At 40.6% G+C, this 26,542-nt stretch carries 13 protein-coding genes; 3 read left to right on the forward strand and 10 right to left on the reverse strand.

Annotated features, from left to right (window positions below; genetic code table 11):
* Positions 1-8: 8 nt before the first annotated feature.
* The 10 genes from B9A52_RS17635 to B9A52_RS17735 all read right to left on the reverse strand — a co-directional run bounded on the left by B9A52_RS17635 (position 9) and on the right by B9A52_RS17735 (position 22,372).
* On the reverse strand, positions 9-3,569 hold the full coding sequence (locus tag B9A52_RS17635) for a DUF7507 domain-containing protein (protein ID WP_084121719.1): 3,561 nt from the start codon (positions 3,567-3,569) through the stop codon (positions 9-11).
* Positions 3,541-10,965, reverse strand: a complete 7,425-nt coding sequence (locus tag B9A52_RS25670; RefSeq protein WP_172805237.1) for a DUF7507 domain-containing protein — start codon at positions 10,963-10,965, stop codon at positions 3,541-3,543. The genes B9A52_RS17635 and B9A52_RS25670 overlap by 29 nt, the downstream gene beginning before the upstream one ends.
* A gap of 621 nt (positions 10,966-11,586) precedes the next feature.
* A complete protein-coding gene (locus B9A52_RS17700; RefSeq protein ID WP_084121720.1) occupies positions 11,587-12,570 on the reverse strand; it encodes a PorP/SprF family type IX secretion system membrane protein in 984 nt (327 codons plus the stop codon).
* 494 nt (positions 12,571-13,064) lie between these two features.
* Positions 13,065-14,552: a M20/M25/M40 family metallo-hydrolase gene (locus B9A52_RS17705; RefSeq protein WP_084121721.1), complete on the reverse strand. Its 1,488-nt coding sequence runs from the start codon at positions 14,550-14,552 to the stop codon at positions 13,065-13,067.
* A 320-nt stretch (positions 14,553-14,872) separates the two neighbouring features.
* The gene (locus tag B9A52_RS17710; RefSeq protein WP_084121722.1) at positions 14,873-15,184 is read right to left on the reverse strand and encodes a rhodanese-like domain-containing protein; all 312 of its coding nucleotides are present in this window, start codon (positions 15,182-15,184) and stop codon (positions 14,873-14,875) included.
* A 3-nt stretch (positions 15,185-15,187) separates the two neighbouring features.
* On the reverse strand, positions 15,188-16,891 hold the full coding sequence (locus tag B9A52_RS17715) for a T9SS type A sorting domain-containing protein (protein WP_231955297.1): 1,704 nt from the start codon (positions 16,889-16,891) through the stop codon (positions 15,188-15,190).
* Positions 16,892-17,032: 141 nt separating this feature from the next.
* Entirely contained in the window at positions 17,033-17,806 is a 774-nt protein-coding gene (locus B9A52_RS17720; RefSeq protein WP_084121724.1) for a PASTA domain-containing protein, read from the reverse strand.
* Positions 17,807-17,964: 158 nt separating this feature from the next.
* Positions 17,965-21,012, reverse strand: coding sequence for a T9SS-dependent choice-of-anchor J family protein (locus B9A52_RS17725; protein WP_084121725.1), 3,048 nt, complete (start codon positions 21,010-21,012; stop codon positions 17,965-17,967).
* 10 nt (positions 21,013-21,022) lie between these two features.
* Positions 21,023-21,259, reverse strand: coding sequence for a NifU family protein (locus B9A52_RS17730; protein ID WP_394334859.1), 237 nt, complete (start codon positions 21,257-21,259; stop codon positions 21,023-21,025).
* A gap of 21 nt (positions 21,260-21,280) precedes the next feature.
* A complete protein-coding gene (locus tag B9A52_RS17735; RefSeq protein ID WP_084121727.1) occupies positions 21,281-22,372 on the reverse strand; it encodes an Mrp/NBP35 family ATP-binding protein in 1,092 nt (363 codons plus the stop codon).
* 183 nt (positions 22,373-22,555) lie between these two features.
* On the opposite strand from B9A52_RS17735, the gene dnaG reads away from it, so the two are divergent.
* The 3 genes from dnaG (at position 22,556) to B9A52_RS17750 (ending at position 26,538) form a co-directional block, all read left to right on the forward strand.
* The gene (gene dnaG, locus B9A52_RS17740; RefSeq protein ID WP_084121728.1) at positions 22,556-24,493 is read left to right on the forward strand and encodes a DNA primase; all 1,938 of its coding nucleotides are present in this window, start codon (positions 22,556-22,558) and stop codon (positions 24,491-24,493) included.
* Positions 24,494-24,577: 84 nt separating this feature from the next.
* The gene (locus B9A52_RS17745) at positions 24,578-25,801 is read left to right on the forward strand and encodes a bifunctional 3,4-dihydroxy-2-butanone-4-phosphate synthase/GTP cyclohydrolase II (protein WP_084121729.1); all 1,224 of its coding nucleotides are present in this window, start codon (positions 24,578-24,580) and stop codon (positions 25,799-25,801) included.
* A 101-nt stretch (positions 25,802-25,902) separates the two neighbouring features.
* On the forward strand, positions 25,903-26,538 hold the full coding sequence (locus B9A52_RS17750; protein WP_084121730.1) for a hypothetical protein: 636 nt from the start codon (positions 25,903-25,905) through the stop codon (positions 26,536-26,538).
* Positions 26,539-26,542 lie beyond the last annotated feature (4 nt).

The following is a 26,542-nucleotide window of genomic DNA, read 5'->3' on the forward strand; positions in this document are numbered from 1 at the left end:
ATTCCAATTTATTTTTTGATCACTTGAATCCATCCCTTGAATTCGTGGTCTTTACCATTTCTATCTACTGTCTTTAGGACAAAGAAGTAGGTTCCTGACACAAGTCCTTCAGCAGACCATTCATTCTGGTAATTCTTTCTTTCTAATACATGGTCTCCGTTTCTGTTGAAGATGACGATTTCATTTTCCACAAATTTGTCCAATCCTTTGATTTCAAATGTATCGTTGAGACCGTCACCATCAGGGGTGATTACATTTGGGATAAAGAATGGATGGATCTGATTGGTATCAGTTGCCTGATTATCAGTCATATTTGTGTCATTCTCATCTGAAGAAACTCTGGCAATATTGGTGACCTGAACCACCCTTTCAGAATTGATTTCATTTGCCCGGACCTTGATTTTGATCATCAGAGTTGCGTCAGCTGGGAAGAAAGGAACCGTAAAGGTGACAGCAACACCGCTGACCCTGATATCAACTTCCATTTGAGGATCCGAAGATTCGAAGGTTGAACTCAAGTAGGACACCGCATTTGGCAGGTCATCAACAATTACCACATTGCTGGCATCAGTTCCTCCGATATTGCTGACCATGATTTCATATTCAAATTCATCTCCTTCAAAAACTTCCATGGAATTGGATGTTTTTGTGATGGAAAGGTCAACATCATTGACGAGCAACCTGAAGGTAACCGTAGCCAAATCAGTGTTTGTCGGATTTGCTGCTTCGCGCAATTCGTAGGTAAGGACATATTCTCCTGGAGGATTGAGACCCGGGATCAAACTCAGTTCACCGTTTTCATTGATCAGCAATCCAATTATTCCTGCCAGGTCAGTAAATTCAAAGTTTACTTCTTCAAAATTCACCGGATTACCATTCAATAGGTCATTGTCCAATATGTTACCCAAAACGCCGCCGTATGTAACCACATAGTCTCCAAGGTCATCATCATTTGCAATGATTTTATTAGCAGAACCATTGACTGTGGCCGTATCTGTTCCGTTTACCTCATTTCCATCCGGATCGGTGGATGTTACATTTACCCTGTTTTCAAGAGTTCCTGATTCCAGATCTTTCAATTGGATAGCATAGGTTGTTTCAAATGTTACAGATTGTCCAGGTGCGAGAGTTGGAATACTTTCTGCCAAACCGGTCAATGGATCAGAAACCTGGACATTGCTCAATGTGACATTGCCTGTATTGGTGACAGAAATCGAATAGATAATCTCCTGACCAATGACACTATATGTTTCTGTTAAAGCGGTTTTGCTGACAGCTATCTGGCTTGATTTTTCCACTTCGACACTAATTTCGTCTTCAGTTTCCAGATCATCTCCGGTTTGAGCTGAGGCAACATTTCTTACACTTCCTCTATCTAAATCAGCTTGGGTAACGGTATGTGTTGTATTGACTGTCCAAGTTTCGTTAGGTGCCAAATTTTCAATTGTCTCAGTGAGTCCAGTTAAAGGATCTGTTACCACAACACCTATCAAATTGGTATTTCCGGTATTTTGTACAATCAAAGTATAGATGATTTCATCTCCCACAGCATTGACGGTAGACCTGTTGGCCGTCTTCGAAATTGCAAGAGCAGGGGACTGGGTAGCTGTTACAGTTACCTCATCATTTACCGAAATATCATTCACCGAAGCCGTAGCCGTATTGGACACGGAACCTGCATCGATATCATCCTGATCGACTGTATAGGTTGTATTGATATCCTGGGAAGCACCCGGAGCGAGAACCGTGATTGTCGTGTTCAATCCTGTCAGAGGATCGACAACCGAGATATTCTCCAGAGTAGTGTTTCCTGTATTGGATACCGTAATGGTATAATTCAGTTCATCACCCGGAGCGGCAAAGGTTGTTTCAGTTACTGCTTTGCTGATTGCAAGGGCAGGAGACTGGGTAGCGTTTACCGTTACCTCGTCATTTACCGATATATCATTGACAGAAGCAGTAGCCGTATTGGAAACTGAACCTGCATCGATATCATCCTGATCTACTGTATAGGTTGTATTGATATCCTGTGAAGCACCCGGAGCAAGAACGGTGATGGTGGTGTTCAGTCCGGTCAATGGATCTACTACGGAGATGTTCTCCAGAGTGGTGTTACCGGTGTTTGATACCGTAATGGTATAATTCAGTTCATCACCAGGAGCGGCAAAGGTTGTTTCGGTCACTGCCTTCGAAATAGAAAGAGCAGGAGATTGGGTAGCCGTTACGGTCACCTCATCCGAAACAGAGATGTCATTGACTGAGGCAGTAGCCGTGTTGGACACGGAACCCGCATCGATATCATCCTGATCTACTGTATAGGTTGTATTGATGTCCTGTGAGGCACCCGGGGCAAGAACGCTGATGGTGGTGTTCAGTCCTGTCAAAGGATCAACCACTGAAATATTCTCCAGAGTGGTGTTTCCTGTATTGGATACCGTGATGGTATAATTCAGTTCATCACCCGGAGCGGCAAAGGTTGATTCGGTCACTGCCTTGCTGATTGAAAGAGCAGGAGACTGGGTAGCGTTTACCGTCACCTCATCATTTACCGAAATATCTTTCACCGAAGCCGTAGCCATATTGGACACCGAACCTGCATCGATATCATCCTGATCCACTGCATAGGCAGTGTTGATATCCTGGGAAGCACCCGGAGCAAGAACCGTGATGGTCGTGTTCAATCCTGTCAAAGGATCAACAACGGAGATATTCTCCAGAGTAGTGTTTCCTGTATTGGATACCGTAATGGTATAATTCAGTTCATCACCCGGAGCGGCAAAGGTTGTTTCGGTCACTGCTTTGCTGATTGAAAGAGCAGGAGACTGGGTAGCCGTTACGGTTACCTCATCATTTACCGATATATCATTGACTGAAGCAGTAGCCGTATTGGAAACCGAACCCGCATCGATATCATCCTGATCTACTGCATAGGTTGTATTGATATCCTGTGAAGCACCCGGAGCAAGAACGGTGATGGTGGTGTTCAGTCCTGTCAAAGGATCGGCCACCGAGATATTCTCCAGAGTGGTGTTTCCGGTATTGGATACCGTGATGGTATAGTTCAGTTCATCACCCGGAGCGGCAAAGGTGGTTTCGGTCACTGCCTTAGCAATTGCAAGAGCAGGAGACTGGGTAGCTGTTACAGTTACCTCATCATTTACCGAAATATCATTCACCGAAGCCGTAGCCGTATTGGACACGGAACCTGCATCGATATCATCCTGATCGACTGCATAGGTTGTATTGATATCCTGGGAAGCACCCGGAGCAAGAACCGTGATGGTGGTGTTCAATCCTGTTAAAGGATCGACAACCGAGATGTTCTCCAGAGTAGTGTTTCCTGTATTGGATACCGTGATGGTATAATTCAGTTCATCACCCGGAGCGGCAAAGGTTGTTTCAGTTACTGCCTTGATAATTGAAAGGGCAGGAGACTGGGTAGCGGTTACCGTTACCTCTTCATTTACCGATATATCTTTGACAGAAGCGTTAACCGTTTTGGAAACTGAACCTGCGTATTTATCTTCCTGATCTACTGAATCAGCTTGTATTGATATCCTGTGAAGCACCCGGAGCTTGAACGCTGATGGTGGTGTTCAATCCTGTCAAAGGATCAACCACTGAAATATTCTCCAGCGTGGTGTTTCCTGTATTGGATACCGTGATGGTATAATTCAGTTCATCACCCGGAGCGGCAAAGGTTGTTTCGGTCACTGCCTTAGCAATTGAAAGTGCAGGAGACTGGGTAGCGTTTACCGTTACCTCATCATTTACCGAAATATCATTCACCGAAGCCGTAGCCGTATTGGACACGGAACCTGCATCGATATCATCCTGATCGACTGTATAGGTTGTATTGATATCCTGGGAAGCACCCGGAGCGAGAACCGTGATTGTCGTGTTCAATCCTGTTAGAGGATCGACAACCGAGATATTCTCCAGAGTAGTGTTTCCTGTATTGGATACCGTAATGGTATAATTCAGTTCATCACCCGGAGCGGCAAAAGTTGTTTCAGTTACTGCTTTGCTGATTGCAAGGGCAGGAGACTGGGTAGCGTTTACCGTTACCTCGTCATTTACCGATATATCATTGACAGAAGCAGTAGCCGTATTGGAAACTGAACCTGCATCGATATCATCCTGATCTACTGTATAGGTTGTATTGATATCCTGTGAAGCACCCGGAGCAAGAACGGTGATGGTGGTGTTCAATCCTGTCAAAGGATCGACAACAGAAATATTCTCCAGCGTGGTGTTTCCTGTATTGGATACCGTGATGGTATAGTTCAGTTCATCACCCGGAGCGGCAAAGGTTGTTTCGGTCACTGCTTTGCTGATTGCAAGAGCAGGGGACTGGGTAGCTGTTACAGTTACCTCATCATTTACCGAAATATCATTGACTGAAGCCGTAGCCGTATTGGAAACCGAACCCGCATCGATATCGTCCTGATCGACAGCATAAGTGGTATTGATATCCTGGGAAGCACCCGGGGCAAGAACGGTGATGGTCGTGTTCAATCCTGTCAAAGGATCGACAACAGAGATATTCTCCAGCGTGGTGTTACCTGTATTGGAAACCGTGATGGTATAGTTCAGTTCATCACCAGGAGCGGCAAAGGTTGTTTCGGTCACTGCCTTAGCAATGGAAAGAGCAGGGGACTGGGTAGCTGTTACAGTTACCTCATCATTTACCGAAATATCATTCACCGAAGCCGTAGCCGTATTGGACACGGAACCTGCATCGATATCATCCTGATCGACTGTATAGGTTGTATTGATATCCTGGGAAGCACCCGGAGCGAGAACCGTGATTGTCGTGTTCAATCCTGTCAGAGGATCGACAACCGAGATATTCTCCAGAGTAGTGTTTCCTGTATTGGATACCGTAATGGTATAATTCAGTTCATCACCCGGAGCGGCAAAGGTTGTTTCAGTTACTGCTTTGCTGATTGAAAGAGCAGGAGACTGGGTAGCGTTTACCGTTACCTCGTCATTTACCGATATATCATTGACAGAAGCAGTAGCCGTATTGGAAACTGAACCTGCATCGATATCATCCTGATCTACTGTATAGGTTGTATTGATATCCTGTGAAGCACCCGGAGCAAGAACGGTGATGGTGGTGTTCAGTCCGGTCAATGGATCTACTACGGAGATGTTCTCCAGAGTGGTGTTACCGGTGTTTGATACCGTAATGGTATAATTCAGTTCATCACCAGGAGCGGCAAAGGTTGTTTCGGTCACTGCCTTCGAAATTGAAAGAGCAGGAGATTGGGTAGCCGTTACGGTCACCTCATCCGAAACAGAGATGTCATTGACTGAGGCAGTAGCCGTGTTGGACACGGAACCCGCATCGATATCATCCTGATCGACTGTATAGACAGTGTTGATGTCCTGGGAAGCACCCGGGGCAAGAACTGTGATGGTAGTGTTCAGTCCGGTCAAAGGATCGGCAACCGAGATATTCTCCAGAGTAGTGTTTCCTGTATTGGATACCGTGATGGTATAGTTCAGTTCATCACCCGGAGCGGCAAAGGTTGATTCGGTCACTGCCTTGCTGATTGAAAGAGCAGGAGACTGGGTAGCGTTTACCGTCACCTCATCATTTACCGAAATATCTCCCACAGAGGCCGTTGCAATATTGGAAACCGAACCCGCATCGATATCATCCTGATCCACTGCATAGACAGTGTTGATGTCCTGGGATGCACTCGGAGCAAGAACGGTGATGCTTGTATTCAATCCTGTCAAAGGATCAACAACCGAGATATTTTCCAGAGTTGTGTTTCCGGTATTGGATACGGTAATGGTATAGTTGAGTTCATCGCCCGGAGCGGCAAATGAACTCTCAGCCACTGATTTGCTGATTGCAAGAGCAGGAGACTGGGTACCCGTAACGGTTACCTCATCCGAAACGGAGAGATCATTGACTGCAGCAGTGGCCGTATTGGAAACTGAACCCGCATCGATATCATCCTGATCCACTGCATAGACAGTATTGATGTCCTGTGAAGCAGCCGGAGCAAGTACGGTGATTGTCGTGTTCAGTCCTGTCAAAGGATCGACAACCGAGATATTTTCCAGAGTTGTGTTGCCGGTATTGGATACAGTGATGGTATAGTTGAGTTCATCGCCCGGAGCGGCAAAGGTTGTTTCAGTTACCGCCTTGGCAATGGAAAGAGCAGGTGACTGGGTAGCCGTAACGGTTACCTCATCATTTACCGAGATATCATTGACTGAAGCCGTGGCCGTATTGGAAACGGAACCCGCATCGATATCGTCCTGATCTACTGCATAGACAGTGTTGATGTCCTGGGATGCACCCGGAGCAAGAACGGTGATGGTAGTGTTCAGCCCTGTCAAAGGATCAACCACGGAAATGTTCTCCAAAGTGGTGTTACCGGTATTGGATACCGTTATGGTATAGTTCAGTTCGTCACCTGGAGCGGCAAAGGTTGTTTCAGTTACCGCCTTGGCAATTGAAAGAGCAGGAGACTGGGTAGCCGTTACCGTCACCTCATCATTTACGGATAAGTCACCAACAGAAGCAGTGGCCGTATTGGATACGGAACCCGCATCGATATCATCCTGATCGACTGCGTAGGTTGTATTGATGTCCTGTGAAGCACCCGGAGCAAGAACAGTAATGGTGGTGTTCAGCCCTGTCAATGGATCTGCTACGGAGATGTTCTCCAGAGTGGTATTTCCTGTATTGGATACCGTGATGGTATAGTTCAGTTCATCACCCGGAGCTGCAAAGGTGGTTTCAGTTACTGACTTAGCAATGGAAAGTGCAGGAGACTGGGTAGCGCTTACCGTTACCTCATCCGAAACAGAGATATCATCTACTGAAGCAGTGGCGGTATTGGACACGGAACCCGCATCGATATCGTCCTGATCGACTGCGTAGGTTGTATTGATGTCCTGTGAAGCACCCGGAGCAAGAACAGTAATGGTGGTGTTCAGCCCTGTCAAAGGATCGGCTACGGAGATGTTCTCCAAAGTAGTGTTACCCGTGTTGGATACCGTGATGGTGTAATTCAGTTCATCACCCGGAGCGGCAAAGGTTGTTTCGGTCACTGCCTTGGCAATTGCAAGTGCAGGGGACTGGGTAGCGTTTACCGTTACCTCATCATTTACCGATATGTCACCAACAGAAGCCGTAGCTGTATTGGAAACGGAACCCGAATCGATATCATCCTGATCAACTGCATAGACAGTGTTGATATCCTGGGATGCCCCCGGAGCAAGAACGGTGATGTTTGTGTTCAGCCCTGTCAAAGGATCTACAACAGATATGTTCTCCAGAGTGGTGTTTCCAGTATTGGATACCGTGATGGTATAATTCAGTTCATCACCCGGAGCGGCAAAGGTTGTTTCAGTTACTGCCTTACTGATGGAAAGGGCAGGGGACTGGGTAGCCGATACCGTTACCTCATCATTTACCGATATGTCTGCAACAGAAGCCGTAGCTGTATTGGACACGGAACCTGCGTCTATATCATCCTGATCGACTGCATAGACCGTGTTGATGTCCTGTGAAGCACCCGGGGCAAGGACAGCTATTGTTGTGTTCAGCCCTGTCAATGGATCTGCCACGGAGATGTTCTCCAGAGTGGTGTTACCGGTGTTTGATACCGTAATGGTATAATTCAGTTCATCACCAGGAGCGGCAAAGGTTGTTTCGGTCACTGCCTTCGAAATTGAAAGAGCAGGAGATTGGGTAGCCGTTACGGTTACCTCATCCGAAACAGAGATATCATTTACTGAAGCAGTGGCTGTGTTCGATACGGAACCCGCATCGATATCATCCTGATCTACTGCATAGCTTGTATTGATATCCTGTGAAGCACCCGGAGCAAGAACGGTGATGCTTGTGTTCAGTCCTGTCAAAGGATCGGCCACGGCGATGTTTTCCAGAGTTGTGTTACCCGTATTGGATACCGTGATGGTATAATTGAGTTCATCACCCGGAGCGGCAAACGAACTCTCAGCCACTGATTTGCTGATCGCAAGGGCAGGAGACTGGGTAGCCGTCACGGTCACCTCATCATTTACCGATATGTCTCCAACAGAAGCCGTAGCCATGTTCGACACAGAACCTGCATCGATATCATCCTGATCTACTGCATAGACAGTGTTGATGTCCTGGGATGCACCCGGAGCGAGAACAGTGATGTTTGTATTCAGTCCCGTCAAAGGATCCACAACCGAGATATTTTCAAGAGTGGTATTTCCTGTATTGGAAACCGTAATGGTATAGTTCAGTTCATCCCCCGGAGCGGCAAAGGTTGTTTCAGTTACCGCCTTGGCAATTGAAAGGGCAGGAGATTGGGTAGCCGTTACGGTTACCTCATCATTTACCGATATATCTCCAACAGAAGCCGTAGCCATGTTCGACACAGAACCTGCATCGATATCATCCTGATCAACTGTATAAGTTGTATTGATATCCTGTGAAGCACCCGGGGCAAGAACGGTGATGCTTGTGTTCAGTCCTGTCAAAGGATCGGCAACTGAGATGTTCTCCAAAGTGGTATTTCCTGTATTGGATACCGTGATGGTATAGTTCAGTTCATCACCCGGAGCGGCAAAGGTGGTTTCGGTCACTGCCTTGGCAATGGAAAGTGCAGGAGACTGGGTAGCGGTTACCGTTACCTCATCATTTACCGAGATATCCCCAACAGAAGCCGTAGCCGTATTGGAAACGGAACCCGCATCGATATCATCCTGATCGACTGCATAGACAGTGTTGATATCCTGTGAAGCACCCGGAGCAAGAACGGTGATGGTGGTGTTCAGTCCTGTCAAAGGATCGGCCACGGAGATATTCTCAAGTGTAGTGTTTCCTGTATTGGATACCGTTATGGTGTAATTGAGTTCATCACCCGGAGCAGCAAAGGTGGTTTCAGTTACCGCCTTTGCAATGGAAAGTGCAGGAGACTGGGTAGCGGTCACGGTTACTTCATCATTTACAGAGATGTCATTTACCGAAGCAGTGGCAGTATTGGAAACGGAACCCGCATCGATATCATCCTGATCGACTGCATAGACAGTATTGATGTCCTGAGATGCCCCAGGAGCAAGAACCGCAATATTCGTGTTTAATCCTGTCAAAGGATCGGCCACGGAGATGTTCTCCAGAGTGGTATTTCCTGTATTGGATACCGTGATGGTATAGTTCAGTTCATCACCCGGAGCGGCAAAGGTTGTTTCGGTCACTGACTTAGCAATGGAAAGTGCAGGGGAAAGTACTGTGGGAGTTATGGCAGAAGCTACTGTTGGGCCAGGAACCTGTGTTGAGTTTACATTTACAACATTGACCAAATTGTCCCCAGTATCAAACACATTTTGTTCTACATTATAATCTATAGAATAAACCCAAATTTCACCCACATCCAAAATGCCCGGATTTTGATTATCGCCATTGACGACATTTAAAACAATTCCGGATGAACTTCCCGGTAAAAAATCAGTAGTCACAACATTTGAAATATTGACATTGCCTGTATTTTCTACTGTAATTTGATAAGTTAATTCTTGACCAGCTGCAGTGACAGGATTCGGTCCCCCGATTTGGTTTTTTTCAACAATTAGGCTTGGTAGTTGGGTAAAGTTTTCAGTGTGGCTGTCGGTAGCATTGACTTTAACATTTCCAGCATCTGCTATAACCGACGCAGAATTTGTAAAAAATCCATTCTCAATATCAAGTTGTGTTAAAGTATAAGTACCGGAAAAAGCAACATTATTTGATTCTCCCACAGGAAGTGGAAAAGTATTGCCGGTCAAAATGATCAAAGGATCAGAAACCAATACATTGCTTAAAGGAAAATTCCCTGTATTGGTCACTAAAAAAGTATAATTGATTCTGTCACCTGCATTTTGGAGGCCATCGCCATTGGTATCCTCATAAACCCCTGATTTAACAAGACTGATATTTGGCTCAGGACTTGTGAGGTTTATAGTAACTGATTTTTGGCAATTGAAAGCATCGGTGACTGTAGCAATATATGTTCCTGCCGCCAATCCAGTCCTTTCCAATCCTGTGGTTCCATCATTCCAAGAAACTGAAATATTGCCTGTTCCACCTGTAGTATTCAAAAGTATAGAGCCATCGTTGTTACCTGGAGTAGGCTGAGCAGTAGTGGAGTTGACAATTAATTCATTTGGTATTGTGACAGCCTTTACGAATGTATTTGAAACCCCTTTTGTATCTGTTACAATTAAAGTAGCTGATCCAGCAGAAGTATAAGTTACAATCGGATTTGGTAAATTTGAAGTAGTAGGACTGGCGTTATTTCCAAAATTCCAATTGTATTGGTATGGCTGACTTCCTCCATTAGTAGTTGAAATAAAGTTAACGGTGGTAGTACCTTCCACCGTACATGCAGTAAAATCAAATTGAACTGCCAAGGGGGCATCCACCACAATATCTGCTCCAAATTGGCATTGGGCACTTGGATAGCTGTTGCACTCATAACTTGAGGAAAAGTCGCCGGAGCCGCTGGTTGTCCATGCCAAAAGAGGATTGTCAAGCCTTACCTCAGCCCCACAAGTCCAAGTGAAGGAATGATTAAGTGTTACAACCCTGTCTGCATTCTTCGCAGCGGGAAGGTCCCCAATCCATATATTGAAAAATTCTGGTATACCCCCTACAGTCAAGTCAGCAAAAAGGCGGGTATTACTGGAATTCGACCCGGAATTTGAACGGTAAACAAACGAGATAAAAGAAGTCTGCTGCACTCCCGGTGTACATGTTGCAAAGCTGCTAGATAAAGGGACTCCATTTGCATCACTCAGGTAAACTTCCTTAATGGTGAAGTTATTTGAGGAGCATGAGTTTCCACAGGTCCTTAAATCCAGTAAATTAGGTTGATTCTGGGCATTGGCCTCATTTGGTATTGCTAAAAAATTCAATACTAAAAGTAAAGCCAAATTGGCGAAGCAAGTAAATGTTTTTTTCATTGCCATATGATTGATAATTGAAGAGTCGGGCGGTAAACACCAATGTTTAATTCTCAAAAACTTATTCATCCATAAAATTTGGATTCAGAAAAGTCCTAAAACATTATTTTGCCTTCCTTGGGTGAGAAAAGGAAGACAAAAAAATATTTTATAAACATTTACTTTTATAAAATTAAATTTCTTGAGTGACCAAGAATCTGAGAAAATAAACAGGAAGTTTAAAAACTACCTTATTTTGGTGATTAAGCCTTTATTGGGTTCTTCAAAATTTTGACTTTTATTTTACAAAAAAAAACTTTTAATGTACAAAGCATAAAATTGATTTTAATTTGCTTTTTTATTGCTATTTCACATTCACTAAATTAACAGTTGGATTTCGTTTTGGATATAAAATCCAGGAATTCAAGTAAACAACAAAAAACTTCTTAGACAAAAAAAAGCTGCCTAGTAAGGTGAATCACCCCAGGCAGCCTTTTGAATTTATAGACTCTAAACTTAAAAAATCTCTTTTATGATATCCGCTTGAATCTGCGTTTCTCATGTGGTCCGGGATTCCCCGGACTTTGATGGGGAGATTGGATAAATCTTTTTATCCAATCAATAATTGAAGAGTTGTATCTTTTAGAAATATCTTGGATTCTTCATGTTTACTTTTCTTGCAGAAAGGTAATAACCAAGAGAAATTTCGTGGGAATTTGTTCTCATGTCCTGGAGAACATTCAGATTTTGGTCATATGCATATCCAATTCTCAGGTTTGGAGTAGCAAAGAATTCGGTGATAAAAGCTACAGCATTTCTATTGCTTAATGTTGGGCTGGAAGCTTCCAAATTCTCATTCCAGATATTGACGTTTGATCTATAAGAAGCACCTAACCAAAGTCTGTCCATAAAGAGTAGCATTCCATTGATATCGTAATTGGTTGGCGAACCTTTAACTTCTTTTACCAAAAAGGATGGTTTGAACTGGATATTGTCAGTGACCGGTATCATTACTCCCGCTGTCAGATAAAAATGTACATCATGAAAAGCTAGAGCTACATCTTCTCTTTCCAAGGCAGCCTTTCCTATTAAGTTATAAGCACTTAATCCGGCATAGAATTTATTGCTATGGAAAAACAATCCAAGGTTCATATTCGGTGTCATCATATTCTGAATTCCAGTTGGAATGTTGCCATCATTTTGATGTAGAGGTTTCAGCATGTCTCCATCGATCACATATTGTGAAACTCCCGCGCTGGCACCCAAAGAAAAGAATGATTCTCTTCCTGTTTGGATTCTGTATGCATAGGTAATCAAACCTGTAGTTGTGCTTGTAGGGCCAATTTTGTCTGACATTACAGAAGCTCCAAATCCCATCAAACCTTCATTTGCGCTTAGGTCTGCTGTAACTGTAAACGTTGTAGGTGCGCCTTCAAATCCCACCCATTGGCTTCTGTAAGTACTTTGAACATAACCTTCATTTTTATATCCTGCATATGCCGGGTTGATGTGAAGTCCATTAAAAATGTACTGGCTGAATTGTGGTAATTGTTGGCTGAAAGCAAAAGTCATTGCAAAGAGTATAACTGCAATGGTAAGTCCGGAAATCTTTAAAGTCGTTTTCATAACATTTTTGTTTAGGGTGATGAATCTGGTTTGCAGATTCGATATTGTTTAGAGTTTTTAAAAATGTATTGCTGTTATGAGTAGACAAATACATTATTATGCTGTAAATATAGAGCAAAATGTATTTCATATCCAAATAAAAATTAAAAATAATTTTTTGAAATGCGTTTTATTTTATTTCAAAAGGATTTTTATGGTTATAAAGTGTTTTTTAGATTTGAAATCCAAGAGATTAAAAACTGTTAAAAAGTGCCTTTAAATCATTTAAACAATGTTTTTTGAAATAATCTAGAAAAAAATAAGTGCTGGACGTTGAATTCCAGCACTTAAAATTTTTTTTAAAAAATATTTTAATAATTAATAGAATTGAAATCCATATACTGATATCGGTTCCCTTAACTACCTTAAAGCAGGAATTAAAGGGAAACGACTTATTGAGTTTTAAATTGACTTAATGAACAGGAAAGATGTTTTTCCGTTAGGATTTTCCTAATCTATTTGATTCCATAAAGTTCTTTGCCAATGGCCTCGTATTTATCACCGCTTTTCCATACAGGTCTTTCATTCCAATTGGCGATATTTTCAGCAGCAAGAACATAGGATTTCCAATACAATAAAACATAATCCAAATCAAAATTATCCACTTGATCGGATGGTTGATGGTAATGTCTGGTGATATTTTCATCAAATGCGGTAAAACCCATACTATATGTAGGAGCAGGAATCCCTTTCCTGGCAAAGCTGACATTGTCAGACCTGTCATAAAGGTTTTGTTCCGGTGCAGGGTCTGCAATGGCTTTGAGTCCAAACTCTGCTGCGGCCTTTTCCAGAAGGGGATCTACACTGGTTCTTCCCAATCCTATAACTGTTACCAAAGAAGTATCATTATATCCGCCATTATCGATATTGAGGTTGTAAATGATTTGCTTTAGTGGAATTAATGGATTTTCAGCAAAATAGGCTGAACCCAATAAACCCTTTTCCTCAGCTGTCCAAGCACAAAGCAAGATGGAACGCTTAGGAGGGTTTTTGGCAAAATGCCTGGCTGCATTTATAACTGCCACAGTTCCTCCTGCATTATCTCTGGCTCCATTATATATAGAGTCTCCTTCAGCATTAGGGGTGCCAACACCCACATGGTCATAATGTGCCGAAAGCATGACATACTCATTTTTCAGCTTTGGGTCTGTTCCTTCAATAAAAGCCACTACATTTTTTCCTGTAACGCTTCGGTTTATTTTACCCTCAACAATTATATTGGCATTTTTAATCTCCCCGTTTCCAATAACATTAATATGTTCGTTATTCAGATCTCGTAACCATATATATGGTAGGCTTTCCTTTCCTTCTGTATTATCAACGGTAAGCTGGGTTCTGTTAAGGAAATTAGCAACTAGATTCCAAGGTACTGTTGGTACATTGTACATCTCAATCAGGGCCACAGCACCTTTTGATTGGGCTAATTTTATTTTTTCTCTTCCAGAACTGAAAAGGTCTGCCGGGCTCAATCTGTTTGGGGCTCCAACATTGGTGACAACTACCTTACCTTTCACATCTTTATCTTTGTAATCCTCCTCCAATCCATATCCAACAACAACCAATTCAAAATTACCTGCGAATGAAGGACCATCAAGAACCAAAAGATTGTCGCCTTGAGTGAATGTATTGTTGCCCAAAGAGACCTTCCCCACTGTTGGAGGGCCGGAGATTCTAAATGGAATATCCTGGTAATAGCCATTGGCACCAGGGATCTCTTTTGCGCCATATTTCCAAAATTGTTCAGCGATATATCTGGCTGCCAAATCTATTTCAGGACGGATGGGATCTCTACCCTTCATTTCATCAGATGCTAGATACCTAAAATGGGAAATGGACTCTCTATCATTGAAATTTGCTTCAATTGACTTTTTGCCATTTTGAGCAGAAACTGATAGGGTAACAAAAGCTGCCAATAGGCAAAGAATTGTTTTTTTATTCTTCATAGTTTTGGTGGTATAATTATCTCAATAATAAAGTAAAATTTAACCCATTCAAAAAAAATAACAATCTTTAAGAATAGAGGAGGACAATCAATAATATACTTTAATAAGAAAAAGATTCTTTTTGTAGCTGAATGGCTGAATTATTTAGTATCCCTCGGGCCTCAAGCAATTTTGAAATCAAATTGACCAAAAATGAATTCTAGCCTTAGGATTTCCAAAAAAGATTAAGGTCAAATTATTGGCCATGTTTACTTATGTTGAAAAAAAAAGCAGCAATTCCTAAACTGAAATGCTGCTCAAATTATTTTTTTTCAAATTTTCTAATCTTCCTCTTCCTCCATAGCACGGTAGGCCAAAATTCCGCCAAGAAGGTTTCTTACTTTATTGAACCCTTGGGTTTCCATAAATTTCTTGGCATTTCCACTTCTTGCACCAGATCGACATTGGAGTACAATTTCCTTATTTTTAAATTTCATAAAGTCATCGAGTTGATGGGGCAATTGTCCCAAAGGAATATTTAAGGCTCCCAAGTTATCTTCTTCATATTCCCATTCCTCGCGGACATCTATGAAAACAAAATCTTCTTTGTTTTCAATTTTTTCTCTAAGTTCTGAAACAGTTATATCTTCCATATATTATTTAACTAAGATTCGAATTGATTTTTGATCTTTTTGATTGAATGTTTTAATCAAGTATACTCCTTTTTGGAGGCCCCCAAAATTAATACTTTTTCCGTTATCAGTTTCCTCCATAGGCAAACTTAAATTTCTTCCCAAAGGGTCAATAATAATTATATTCTCAAAGGCCCCTTCGATATACAATTTATCAGAAACGGGGTTAGGATAAACATTCAAATGCAATTGTGATTCGGATTCACTTTCAAAAGGAGCCGTCGGCGATACATGGGGTCTCATCATCAAAGAACCCTCAACGGTTTCGTTTTGCTGCCAAACACCCGAAACATTATAAAATATTTCTTCTCCATTATTGAATGTCTTATCCAGTCCCACAAATAAAAATTCTCTGATAAACTGGGAAAACCCAATATAAAAAGTGCCGTTCACAGGGATGTTTTGATCTATCTCAAAAAATGAAAACTCATTCAGTGTACTTTTTTCAGGAATAAAAACCTCTTTTACAAAAATCGGTTCTTCCTCTAGGTCATTCCATACCATTAGATCAATGACACTTCCAATTTGCAGAAAATTGGTGAAATTAATACTGATACCGGTGAGAAAAGCAGATTCTACCAGTTCATATCTTGTTGCCAACATACCGGAGCGCTGATTGATTCCTGCGGAGTAATCCACGCTTCCGTCATCATAGGCGAAAAAATCCCGAATAGGTAAGACAGTCCTGACAGTATCGTTTATTCTGAAATCTACCTCATTGTAAATGATATCTTCTCCATTTTCATTTATGGTCAAGAAGTCATCACCCGTTACCAAATAACTTACAAGTTCATAATCAGATTCTTCATCAGGAATGGGTATTTCAGAAAAAGGATTACTGGAAAAACTCCGTCTTTCCTGAGCAATCGGAACAGGGTTAAAGGGAGTATTGCTATTAATTGCTTTAATGATATTCTGACTGGTTTTATCCCTCAACTGAAATGAATATTCCATTGCCCTGAAGTTGCTGCTTAAATTTTTGAACTCATTTTGAGTGTTATTCCAAAGATCTTCCGGGAACTTTTCAAGAATGAACAAGGGTACAGCTGTATATTTTCCAAGGGGTCTTTCATTTAGCTTGGTCAGGGCCCTGTCTTCGAAGTTTAAATCCGAAATATTTCTATTCTTGTTCAAAAAGACGTAATCCAATATCCAACTATCAAATGGGCCTGATCTCCTTCCGCCGATCTGAAACCTAAACTGAAAAGCATCATGATGGAATTGTTGTTCGACTTGAATTATTTCCTGAGTAAAGAAAAATTGTTCGGCTGTTAGTCCTCCTGATTTTTCCCAAACGGTAATCCAAAGACCATTGGGATCAAGAAATTGGAGACTCAATTCATCATTTGTATCAGGAAGTTCCCCTTTTCCGCCCACCTGCCAAAAGAAACTGATATAAACAGTTTCTGATTCAATAGGAGGGATATTGGATAAATCTATCGGTTGGGAGGTAATTCTGTCAGTGAATCCTTGCTCAAACTGAACATTTGAATAAGGCATCCCTCTTTCGTCTACGCCATCAAGAAGTAAAACTCCCAAAGATGGGGCGGAATTTCCAATTGTATTTGATTGTGTGGCCCCTTCACTGATCCATTTAGTCGAATCCAGACCGATTTTTGAAAAATCATCCCAAAAAGGAAGAAGTAGGGGGTTTTCCAATTTTCTCATTGAGTAAGAAGTCAAATTTGATTCCTTACTTTTCCAATCCGGTGTCGGTAATTGGGAAAATTGTGCGTATCCTATTCCATGTACTGAGATCAATACAATAAGCAAACTTAGCCTAATTATGGAATTACGGGAATTCATCTATTAATCATTTAGTCTTCTATTGATTTCGGAAATCCACAAATCAATTGGTTCACCTGTTTTGACAGTTGCTCCGGCGGGAGGAATTTGTTTTACGATTGTTCCTTCAGGAACAGTATCCGTTTCCACATAATTGATATTTCCCATTCTAAGTCCTGAACCTATGATCAAAAACTCCGCATCGATATTATCCAAACCTATGATATTGGGAACTTCCAGAATCTGATTACCCAATCCATCACCTACGACAAGATCAATCTGAGAGCCTTTCGGAACCTCAAATCCTTCCGGAATATTTCTTCCTCTGTATTTTTGTTCCAAAACCACATTGATTCCTATATCGGGCACATAAATAATCTCACCCCTTATCAAGCCTATGTTCCCGAGAATTTCCTGGGCATTTTTCAAGAGACTGTTTACAAGGTTAGGCATTTTTATTAAAGGCGCATTTTTAGAATTCAATGTGACATAAATTTTTCTGCCACTTTTGACTGTACTTCCGGGATTTGGGATCTGCTTTAAAACAGTGAGAGGCTTAAGCTCTGCATTGAATCCACTATCCAAGGTAACTTCAAAATTCAAGTCTCTTGCTGATAAGTACGATTGAAGTTCACTGTATTCAAATCCTTCCAAGTCAGGAACAGTAACAGATTGTCCATGATTTGTATATGAAGGAAGATAAATTTTCAGAAATAAGACTGTTAATAAAAACACAATACCTATTATCAGTGCAATATGTACGGTGATTTTTTTCAATGATGTCTTAAAATTCCCCATGGAGTGATTGTCTTAAGTAAACTAACGTATAAAGGTAAAATTATATTTGTTTTTTGAAGAACAAAATTCATGATTTGGGATTAATAAAAAAACAGCCTAAAGGTGATTTTCAAGCCACCAATGAGGCTGTTCCATAAATTTCCCGGGATTGTTATTTCCTAATTGATGAATAATTTTTTTGTAGCAGTTATTGTGCTGCTTGTTATTTTTACAATAAACAGACCCTTTGAAAACTGTTGGGTTGTAAAGGTATAGGTTTGGTTTAAAGTATTGGGATAATTCACATCATGTACAAGTGCTCCGGTAGAAGAATATATCTGAATATTCACATTCTCATAGGATTCTAGATTGAACACCAGGTTAAAGAAATCATTTGCTGGATTTGGGTATAAAACTGTATTTCCCAAACCTGGATCCACAGGTTCTGCATTTGCTGAAAGAAACAGTTCTATATTGTCCAAATATATGGGGCCATTATTCTCATCTCCATTTTCTATTACAAATGCCAACCTTGTTTGGGTTCTGTTAGGTCCTGCAAAATCTGTTAGGTTAACAAAGTCGCGAACATATTCAGATCTGTTGTTAGGATTGGCTTCAGCGGCCTGAACAGTAGTAATTTCGGCACCTGTTTTTCTGAAGACTTCTGTATAGGAGACCCCGGCATTACTACTCGCATAAACTTTCAATACAGTATTGGGACTAAGAACACCTGCGGCCCTATCAAAAAACACACTGGCCTGCCTGCTTTTGTTTAATGCAAATATTGGAGTTCCCAGCCAATAACTATTGTTTCTGAGAGTCGTCTCCAATTTTATAACACCGGATCCCACATTGCCGGTTTGAAGGGATTCAATAAACCATGCTTCGGAATTTTCTTCTGGATTGATACTTATCCATGGACTAAGTGAAGAAGAATCGTCAAACTTATTTCTCCAAGGAGATCTATCGAGTTCTGCATCCAGATAAACATACCTGACCAGGTTAATAACTCCTCTGGGATTTTGATCAAAACTGGGATAAGTTAAAGTATAATCCAATTTATTTAATCCCAAATTAGTTGATTTAGGCAAAGAAATATTTGTTGTTTCCCCTGGTAACAAATCAGTTCCTCTTGCAATAAAATTTTGGGAGGATCCATTTCTGATTCGATTGAATATAAAACCTGAAATGGGCAGATTACCGGTATTTGTCATGGAAATATTTTCACTTTCATGAGCATTATTGGCAATGGGAGAGGGGGTAACCAATTCCGAAATCACAACACTGTATAGGAATTTCTCTTCACTTAAAATTTCAATATCCTTGAGATAAACATTGTTTCCGAAACCGTTAACAGCAACAAAAGCAATTCTGACATTGGATTGTCCGGCGTATGCGCTCAGGTTTACAACTTCTCTTCTAAACTGAGATTGTGAATTAGGAATAAATTCATCCGCAATCGGAGGGGAAGTTTGAAGAAAATCAACATCTTTATCATAGGGGGCACTTACCAAATCAAAGGTGTTTCCACAATCAGTCGAAACTGCGATCAACAAAAAGTCACCAAATCCTTCGGCATTATATGGGCCATAGGATAGGTTAAAGGTAAGTTGTGGATTACTTATATCGGTTAAATCAAATTGTGGAGAAATCAGGTAATCCTGTTCTCCAGGTGCTTCGTATTCAAAATTCCGTATAAACAAAGCCTTTTGTCTTGATCCATCAATCGTCAATTCTGTTTCTTCCCAAGTAAAGCTTTCATCTGGATTTTGTATTTCCCAAATTTGATCAAACTGATTAAAATCAAATGTATATGGCAAGACTACTGATGGCTGTATAACTGGAGTCGAAGAAAAGGTATTGTTATTTGGATTTGGGTCCATTTCACCATTAACCAGAACAATTTCGGCTTCAAAATTATTTCCAATCGGATTTAAAGTTATCGGGTCAAACAAAACAATTTCAGACTCGCCACTATTTATATCAATAGAAAATGTTCTTGATTGAAGTAAAGTCCCGTTGTTTTTTATTTCCATTGAAACAGAAGTAACTCTATTGCTTCCAAAATTCAATATTTCAAATTGAGGAATAACATTCAGATCACATATGAAATTCTGAGGATTCAAGGTTCTCTCTATACCAAGGTCATTGGGACTTAAAACAGGTACAAAAGTCGCTCTTCCGTTAACCAAAGATGCCCTTCTAGGACTTTCTTCCAATACCACGTCCATTCTTTCTACCTGTCCTAAGGTGAAAATATTCATACATGCATCAGCTGTATAATCCATGTAATTCTCGTTCATATCCTTTGAATCACATGTAAATCTTGGATTATTGATTCGACATACGGTGTTAGAACCGTTCTGAAGGGGGGTATCGGCTACAAAATCATCTACTTCACAACCACCGTCACCCCATATATGTCTCAATCCAAAAAAATGTCCGGCTTCATGGGTTGCTGTCCTTCCTTTTGATCCGGAAACTGCATTTCCGCCTTCTCCAAAATATCGATAATCAACCCAAATCCCATCTATTTCTCTAGGCCATGGATTATTTGACCATCCCGGTAAGCTTGAAACAGGAGGGGAGGCTATTCCCAAAAAGGGTGAGGTAAATGGCAAAACCCAAATATTAAAATATTCTTCCGGTGGCCAAAAAGATATTGAACCTACCTGCAGGAGGTCATTCGGGCTGTAACTGGTTTTAGGTCCCACTACTCTGTTGATTCCGTCTGTAGGAAAACCTCTTTGATCTTGTTTGGCAAGAACAAATTCAATATTGGCATCCGCAGCAAATGGAAGGAATTCTTCAGATGTAAGATTTCTATCTGCATTCTGCCTTCGGAAATCTTCATTCATTATCCTGATTTGCGCTTCGATTTGGGATAGGGGGATATTGGCCCCCTGACCTATGCTGGTTCCATTATGAATCACATGAACTACTACCGGAATTAACCTGACTTCGTTCTGTTTTCTCTGAAAAGCCTGAGGACGTTTTCTTTTTTCCTCAAGGCTACTTTTCATCCAGGATTCAAAATATTCTTTACTTCCCCTGATCCCCAATTTCTCCTCCTGCATCTTTTCAAAGATGACAGTTCCACATTTTTCATCATGCTGATGTTGGTAGGTTTTTCCAAAAAAATTCTGGGAATGAGAAAACTGGCCGGCAAAAACAAAAAACAGGAAAAGAAAATATCCAGTTCCTGAAATATAACCTCTATTATTCATTCCTTATTTATTAGGCGATTACTACATTGACTGCTTCAACTTTGGTGATTTCGGGTATTGCTCTTTTTATGGCCTCTTCAACTCCTGCCTTTAAGGTCATGGTGGACATAGGGCAGGAACTACAGGTTCCGGTCAATTCTAACCTTACTACCATGTCTTCGGTTATTTCAACAATCTTTACATTTCCGCCATCAGCTTCCAAATACGGCCTTATACTATCAAGTGCCAATTCTACTTTATCAATCATTGTAGACCCCATTTCTATTTATCAATTAATTTGTACAATTTGAGTTTTATTTTTTTCCGCATTTCTGATAGCAATCTGTCTTGCCACTGATTCAGCCAAAGAGGTATACGCATTTTCAGTAATGCCGGATTTAAAAAAGGCAGGAAAACCACTGTCCCCACTTTCGCGGATACTTTGAACTATTGGTATTTCGCCCAAAAAAGGCACATCAAACCTTTCTGCTAACCTTTTTCCGCCTTCTTTACCAAATAAAAAATATTTACTATCAGGCAATTCTTCCGGGGTAAAGTAAGCCATATTTTCAATAACTCCTAAAACAGGCACATTTATTTGAGGTTGCCTGAACATGGTTAAACCCTTGGTAGCATCTCCCAAGGCTACTTTTTGTGGAGTAGTTACAATTACAACACCTGTTACAGGTACCGTTTGAACCATGGTCAAGTGGATATCGGATGTTCCCGGGGGTAAATCAATCAACAGGTAATCCAACTCACCCCAATCCACATCTCCGATAAATTGTTTTAAAGCAGAACTTGCCATTGGACCTCTCCAGACTACTGCAGAATCCGCGGGAGTTAAAAAACCTATGGACATTAATTTGACTCCATATTGTTCGACCGGAATAATAATATTTTTACCATCTACCTGCTTGATACTTGGTTGCTCTGCCTCAACATTGAACATCATAGGAATGGAGGGGCCAGAAATATCCGCATCTATAAGTCCAACTTTTGCACCCATTTTGGATAATGCCACCGCTAGGTTTGTTGCTGTTGTGGATTTACCTACGCCTCCTTTACCCGAAGCTATCGCAATGATATTCTTTACATTCGTAAGCAAAGGGGTATTGGACCTGCTACTGGTTACATTGGAAGTCATTGTAATATCCAACTCAATGTTTTTTCCAAAATCTTCTTTCAGAACTTCGATGCAATTGTTTTTTATAACCTCTTTCAGCGGACATGCGGGTGTAGTCAAAACGACCTTAAAGCTTATTTCCCTGTCTTTGATCTCAAGATTTTGAATCATCCCAAGTGTGACCAAGTCTTTTTTGAGGTCAGGATCTTCTACTCTGGATAAAGCTTTTAATATATTTTCTTCTGTTAATGTCATTGGTAATTTTTGAATTCCACTGCAAATTAGTTTATAATTATTCTAAATGGAAAAAGATTGTTGTTTAATGATTGATATTTCCGCTATTGTTCAACTTTCTACCGAGGCAAAAAGTTTCAGAATCTATTATACCCAATATTTGCAGGAATACTTTTTATCTTTGGATTCCCAATACTCAAAAAAGTGATCAATAGAAGCACCACCGAGAAAGTCAAAGAAAGAGCAGATATAGAAGATGTAGTCAATGACTACGTGCCACTTAAAAAGAAAGGCCAAAACCTTTGGGCCTGTTGTCCTTTTCATAATGAAAGCACACCATCTTTTTCTGTTTCTCCGGCCAAACAGATTTACAAATGTTTTGGCTGTGGAAAAGCGGGAGATCCCATTCAGTTTGTTATGGATATTGAGGGCATTGGATTCAATGAAGCTATCAGACATTTGGCCCAGAAATACGGAATTGAAATTGAGGAAGAAAAGCAAGAATCCCCTGAGGCTATTCAGGCTTATAATGAGCGGGAAAGTCTATATATTATATTGAATTTTGCCAAGGATTTTTTTCGCAATAATCTCACTACTGAGGAAGGGCGTGCCATTGGTCTCAGTTATTTTAAGGAAAGAGGATTCAACCAATCCATTATTGATAAATTTGATTTGGGATATGCTCTTGACGGTTGGGATAATCTTTTGAAAGCCGGAAAACAAGCCGGACATTCCGAAGAGTTATTGCTAAAGGCCGGGTTGATTTTACAAAAAGAAGGGGATGAAAAGAGGCTTTATGATAGATTTAGGGGCAGGGTTACTTTTACAATCCATAATTTAGGTGGTAAGCCTATCGGATTCGGCGCAAGGATTTTAACCCAGGATAAAAAACAGCCAAAATATATCAATTCTCCGGAAACCGAGGTGTATCATAAAGGTGATACATTATACGGTATTTTTCAGGCAAAAAAATCAATCCGGGAAAAAGACAACTGTTATCTTGTAGAGGGATATACTGACGTAATTTCCATGCATTTGGCAGGAATAGAAAACGTGGTGGCTTCATCCGGAACTTCTCTAACTGAAAATCAGATCAAGCTCATAAAAAGGTTTACAGATAATGTGACCGTTCTCTTCGATGGAGATGCTGCAGGAATCAAAGCCTCTCTTCGTGGAATTGATATGATTTTGGAGGGTGGACTGAATGTTAAAGCTGTAGTTTTTCCTCAGGGCGAAGATCCTGACAGCTATTCCAGAAAGGTAGGCTCAAAAGAATTTTCAGATTATCTGATTGAGAAAGCGCAGGATTTTATAGCATTCAAAATTGGACTGTATGCTGATGAAGCTGGTAAAGACCCTATTAAACAAGCTGATCTTATTAAACAGATAGTCAGTAGCTTATCAAAAATTCCTGATCCTATCATCCGTACAGTTTATGTACGACAATCTGCATCTTTATTGGATATTGATGAGGATATTATTTTAACTGAGCTGAATAAGATTTTCATCAAAGGAGAAAAGGATAAATTTTTTAAGGATCAAAGAGAGAACTCTGTAGAAACAAAAATAGAGGATATTCTACCAACTAAGGAGACTGCTTTGCCGGATAGTTCACTGATTTACATTCAGGAAAGGGAAATGATGCGGCTATTAGTTACTTATGGTTTTGAAATGGTTTCTGAAAAAACATCCGCTTGTGAATATATGTTGCAAGAAACAGCTGAGTTAAGCTTTGAAACTCCGGTGTTTAAAAAGATTCTGCAACTGTACCAAACCGCATTGTCTGGTGGGTTTATGCCTCAGCCTGATTTTTTTATGAGCACTGAAGATCAAGAGGTGAAAAAAGAAATAATTTCCATGATCACACGCAAATATGAGCTTTCCACTCTCTGGGAAAGCAGGCATCAGATTTTTACCTACCATGAAGCAGATGACTTGGCCAAAACCATTTATGACAGTGTTTTACATTTAAAGAAGCGGGTGATTAAAAAGCTGTTGCAGGAAGCAAAGTATAAAATCAAAGAAGCTGAAGATCAAAAACTCGGAATCGAATCTGTCTCCGAAAGGCTGAAGATTTACATGGAATTGAAAAAATTTCAAGTTGAAATAGATAAGCAACTGGGAATAGTCGTTAGTTATTGACCCAAACTTTAATTGGCAAATTCCTGTTTTGTAAACCAAAGGGTTGTAATTTTGGCCATATATAAATGGATTCAGAAATAAATTATGTCAAAAAATATTGATCTTAACACTATAGAAGAAGCTATAGAAGCCATAAAAAACGGTGAAGTAATCATTGTTGTAGATGACGAGGATAGGGAGAATGAAGGCGATTTTGTTTGTGCTGCAGAGAAAGTCACGCCGGAAATAGTGAATTTTATGGCGACTCATGGCAGAGGTTTGATTTGTGCGCCATTGATTGAAGATAGGTGTGATCAATTGGGGCTTCAGTTGATGGTAGGGAATAATACTGCAACTTTTGAAACACCCTTTACAGTTTCGGTTGATTTGATCGGTCATGGCTGTACGACAGGAATTTCTGCAAGTGACAGGGCCAAAACCATCAAAGCTCTGGTAGATGATTCCATTCACCCGGATGAACTGGGTAAACCGGGCCATATTTTTCCCCTAAAAGCAAAACGAGGCGGAGTTTTAAGACGTGCTGGCCACACGGAGGCAGCCATTGATTTTGCAAGGCTAGCGGGATTGTCTCCAGCAGGTGTATTGGTAGAAATCATGAATGAAGACGGTACTATGGCGAGGCTCCCTGACCTTGTGGAAGTAGCCAAAAGATTCGATCTCAAACTGGTTTCAATTAAAGATTTAATTGCTTATAGGTTAAAAAAAGAAAGCCTCATCAAAAGGGAGATTGGGGTTGAGTTACCTACTACTTGGGGTGATTTTGATTTGATAGCATTTCGTCAAACCAATACGGAAGATATTCATTTGGCTTTAATAAAAGGGAAATGGGATATCAATGATGAAGTAATGGTAAGAGTGCATTCTTCTTGTGTTACGGGTGATATATTTGGCAGCTGTAGATGTGACTGTGGACCTCAACTGCATACTGCAATGCAAATGGTAGAAAAAGAAGGTAGGGGAGTTGTCTTGTATATGAATCAGGAAGGAAGAGGTATTGGCTTGCTCAACAAGCTTAAAGCCTATAAATTACAGGAACAGGGAATGGATACCGTTCAGGCCAATATTGCTTTAGGATTACCTATGGATAAGAGAGATTATGGGGTAGGGGCACAAATACTCCGGGATCTTGGAGTGAGTAAGATAAGGCTGATCTCAAACAATCCGACTAAAAGAGTAGGTCTTTTGGGTTATGGACTTGAAATTGTGGAACAAATCCCAATTGAGATTGCTCCAAATCCCCATAATGAAAAATACCTTTCTACAAAAAGGGATAAAATGGGACATACCATTCTTAAAAATCTTAAATAATCATCCAAAAGATTTTCGGACAGAAAAATGTTATTCAATTAAAAATAGGATCAACCAATTCCAATCAGTATCCGTTATTGAATTTAAAAAAAAACAACAATATGAAAAAAATACAGCTAATAGCCTTTTTCATATTTTTATTCAACTTGGAATCTTTTTCCCAAAATGGTCAATTCCCTTCACAAGTATGGCACAAAGGCCAAATTGTAACACCGAGCGGACAGGTTTATCAAGGGTTGGTCAAATATGATTTAGAGAGCAATATCGTTCAAATCCAACAAAATGGTATAGAGACTTTTGGGGCTTCAAATGTTCTGGAATTTGAGATTTTTGATGAGCAATATGGTGGCATACGAAATTTTTATTCCCTACCATATTCCTTAACAGGGGATTATGAAACCCCTATTTTCTTTGAAATCCTGACTGAAGGAGAAGATATCATTCTATTGTGCAGAGAATATATTACAACGGACAACAGAAATATGGGCATGTATGGCCCAATGGCAATGAATCCTTTATGGGGTCCACAATTCGGCGGGGCTTATAGGCTTGCTTTCAATTACTACTTTCTTAAGGGAGGTCAAATCCAAAGGTACACTCAGAAGAAAAAAGAACTTTTGGATGTTTTTGCTGATCGCTCTGATGAAGTCGAATTGTTTATGCGAAAAAACCGACTTTCTCATGACAAAAGAGGTGACCTGCTTCGCATAACAGCTTATTATAATCAAATCAAATAATTTT

Origin of the sequence: Aquiflexum balticum DSM 16537, assembly GCF_900176595.1 — a bacterium.
Lineage (GTDB): Bacteria > Bacteroidota > Bacteroidia > Cytophagales > Cyclobacteriaceae > Aquiflexum > Aquiflexum balticum.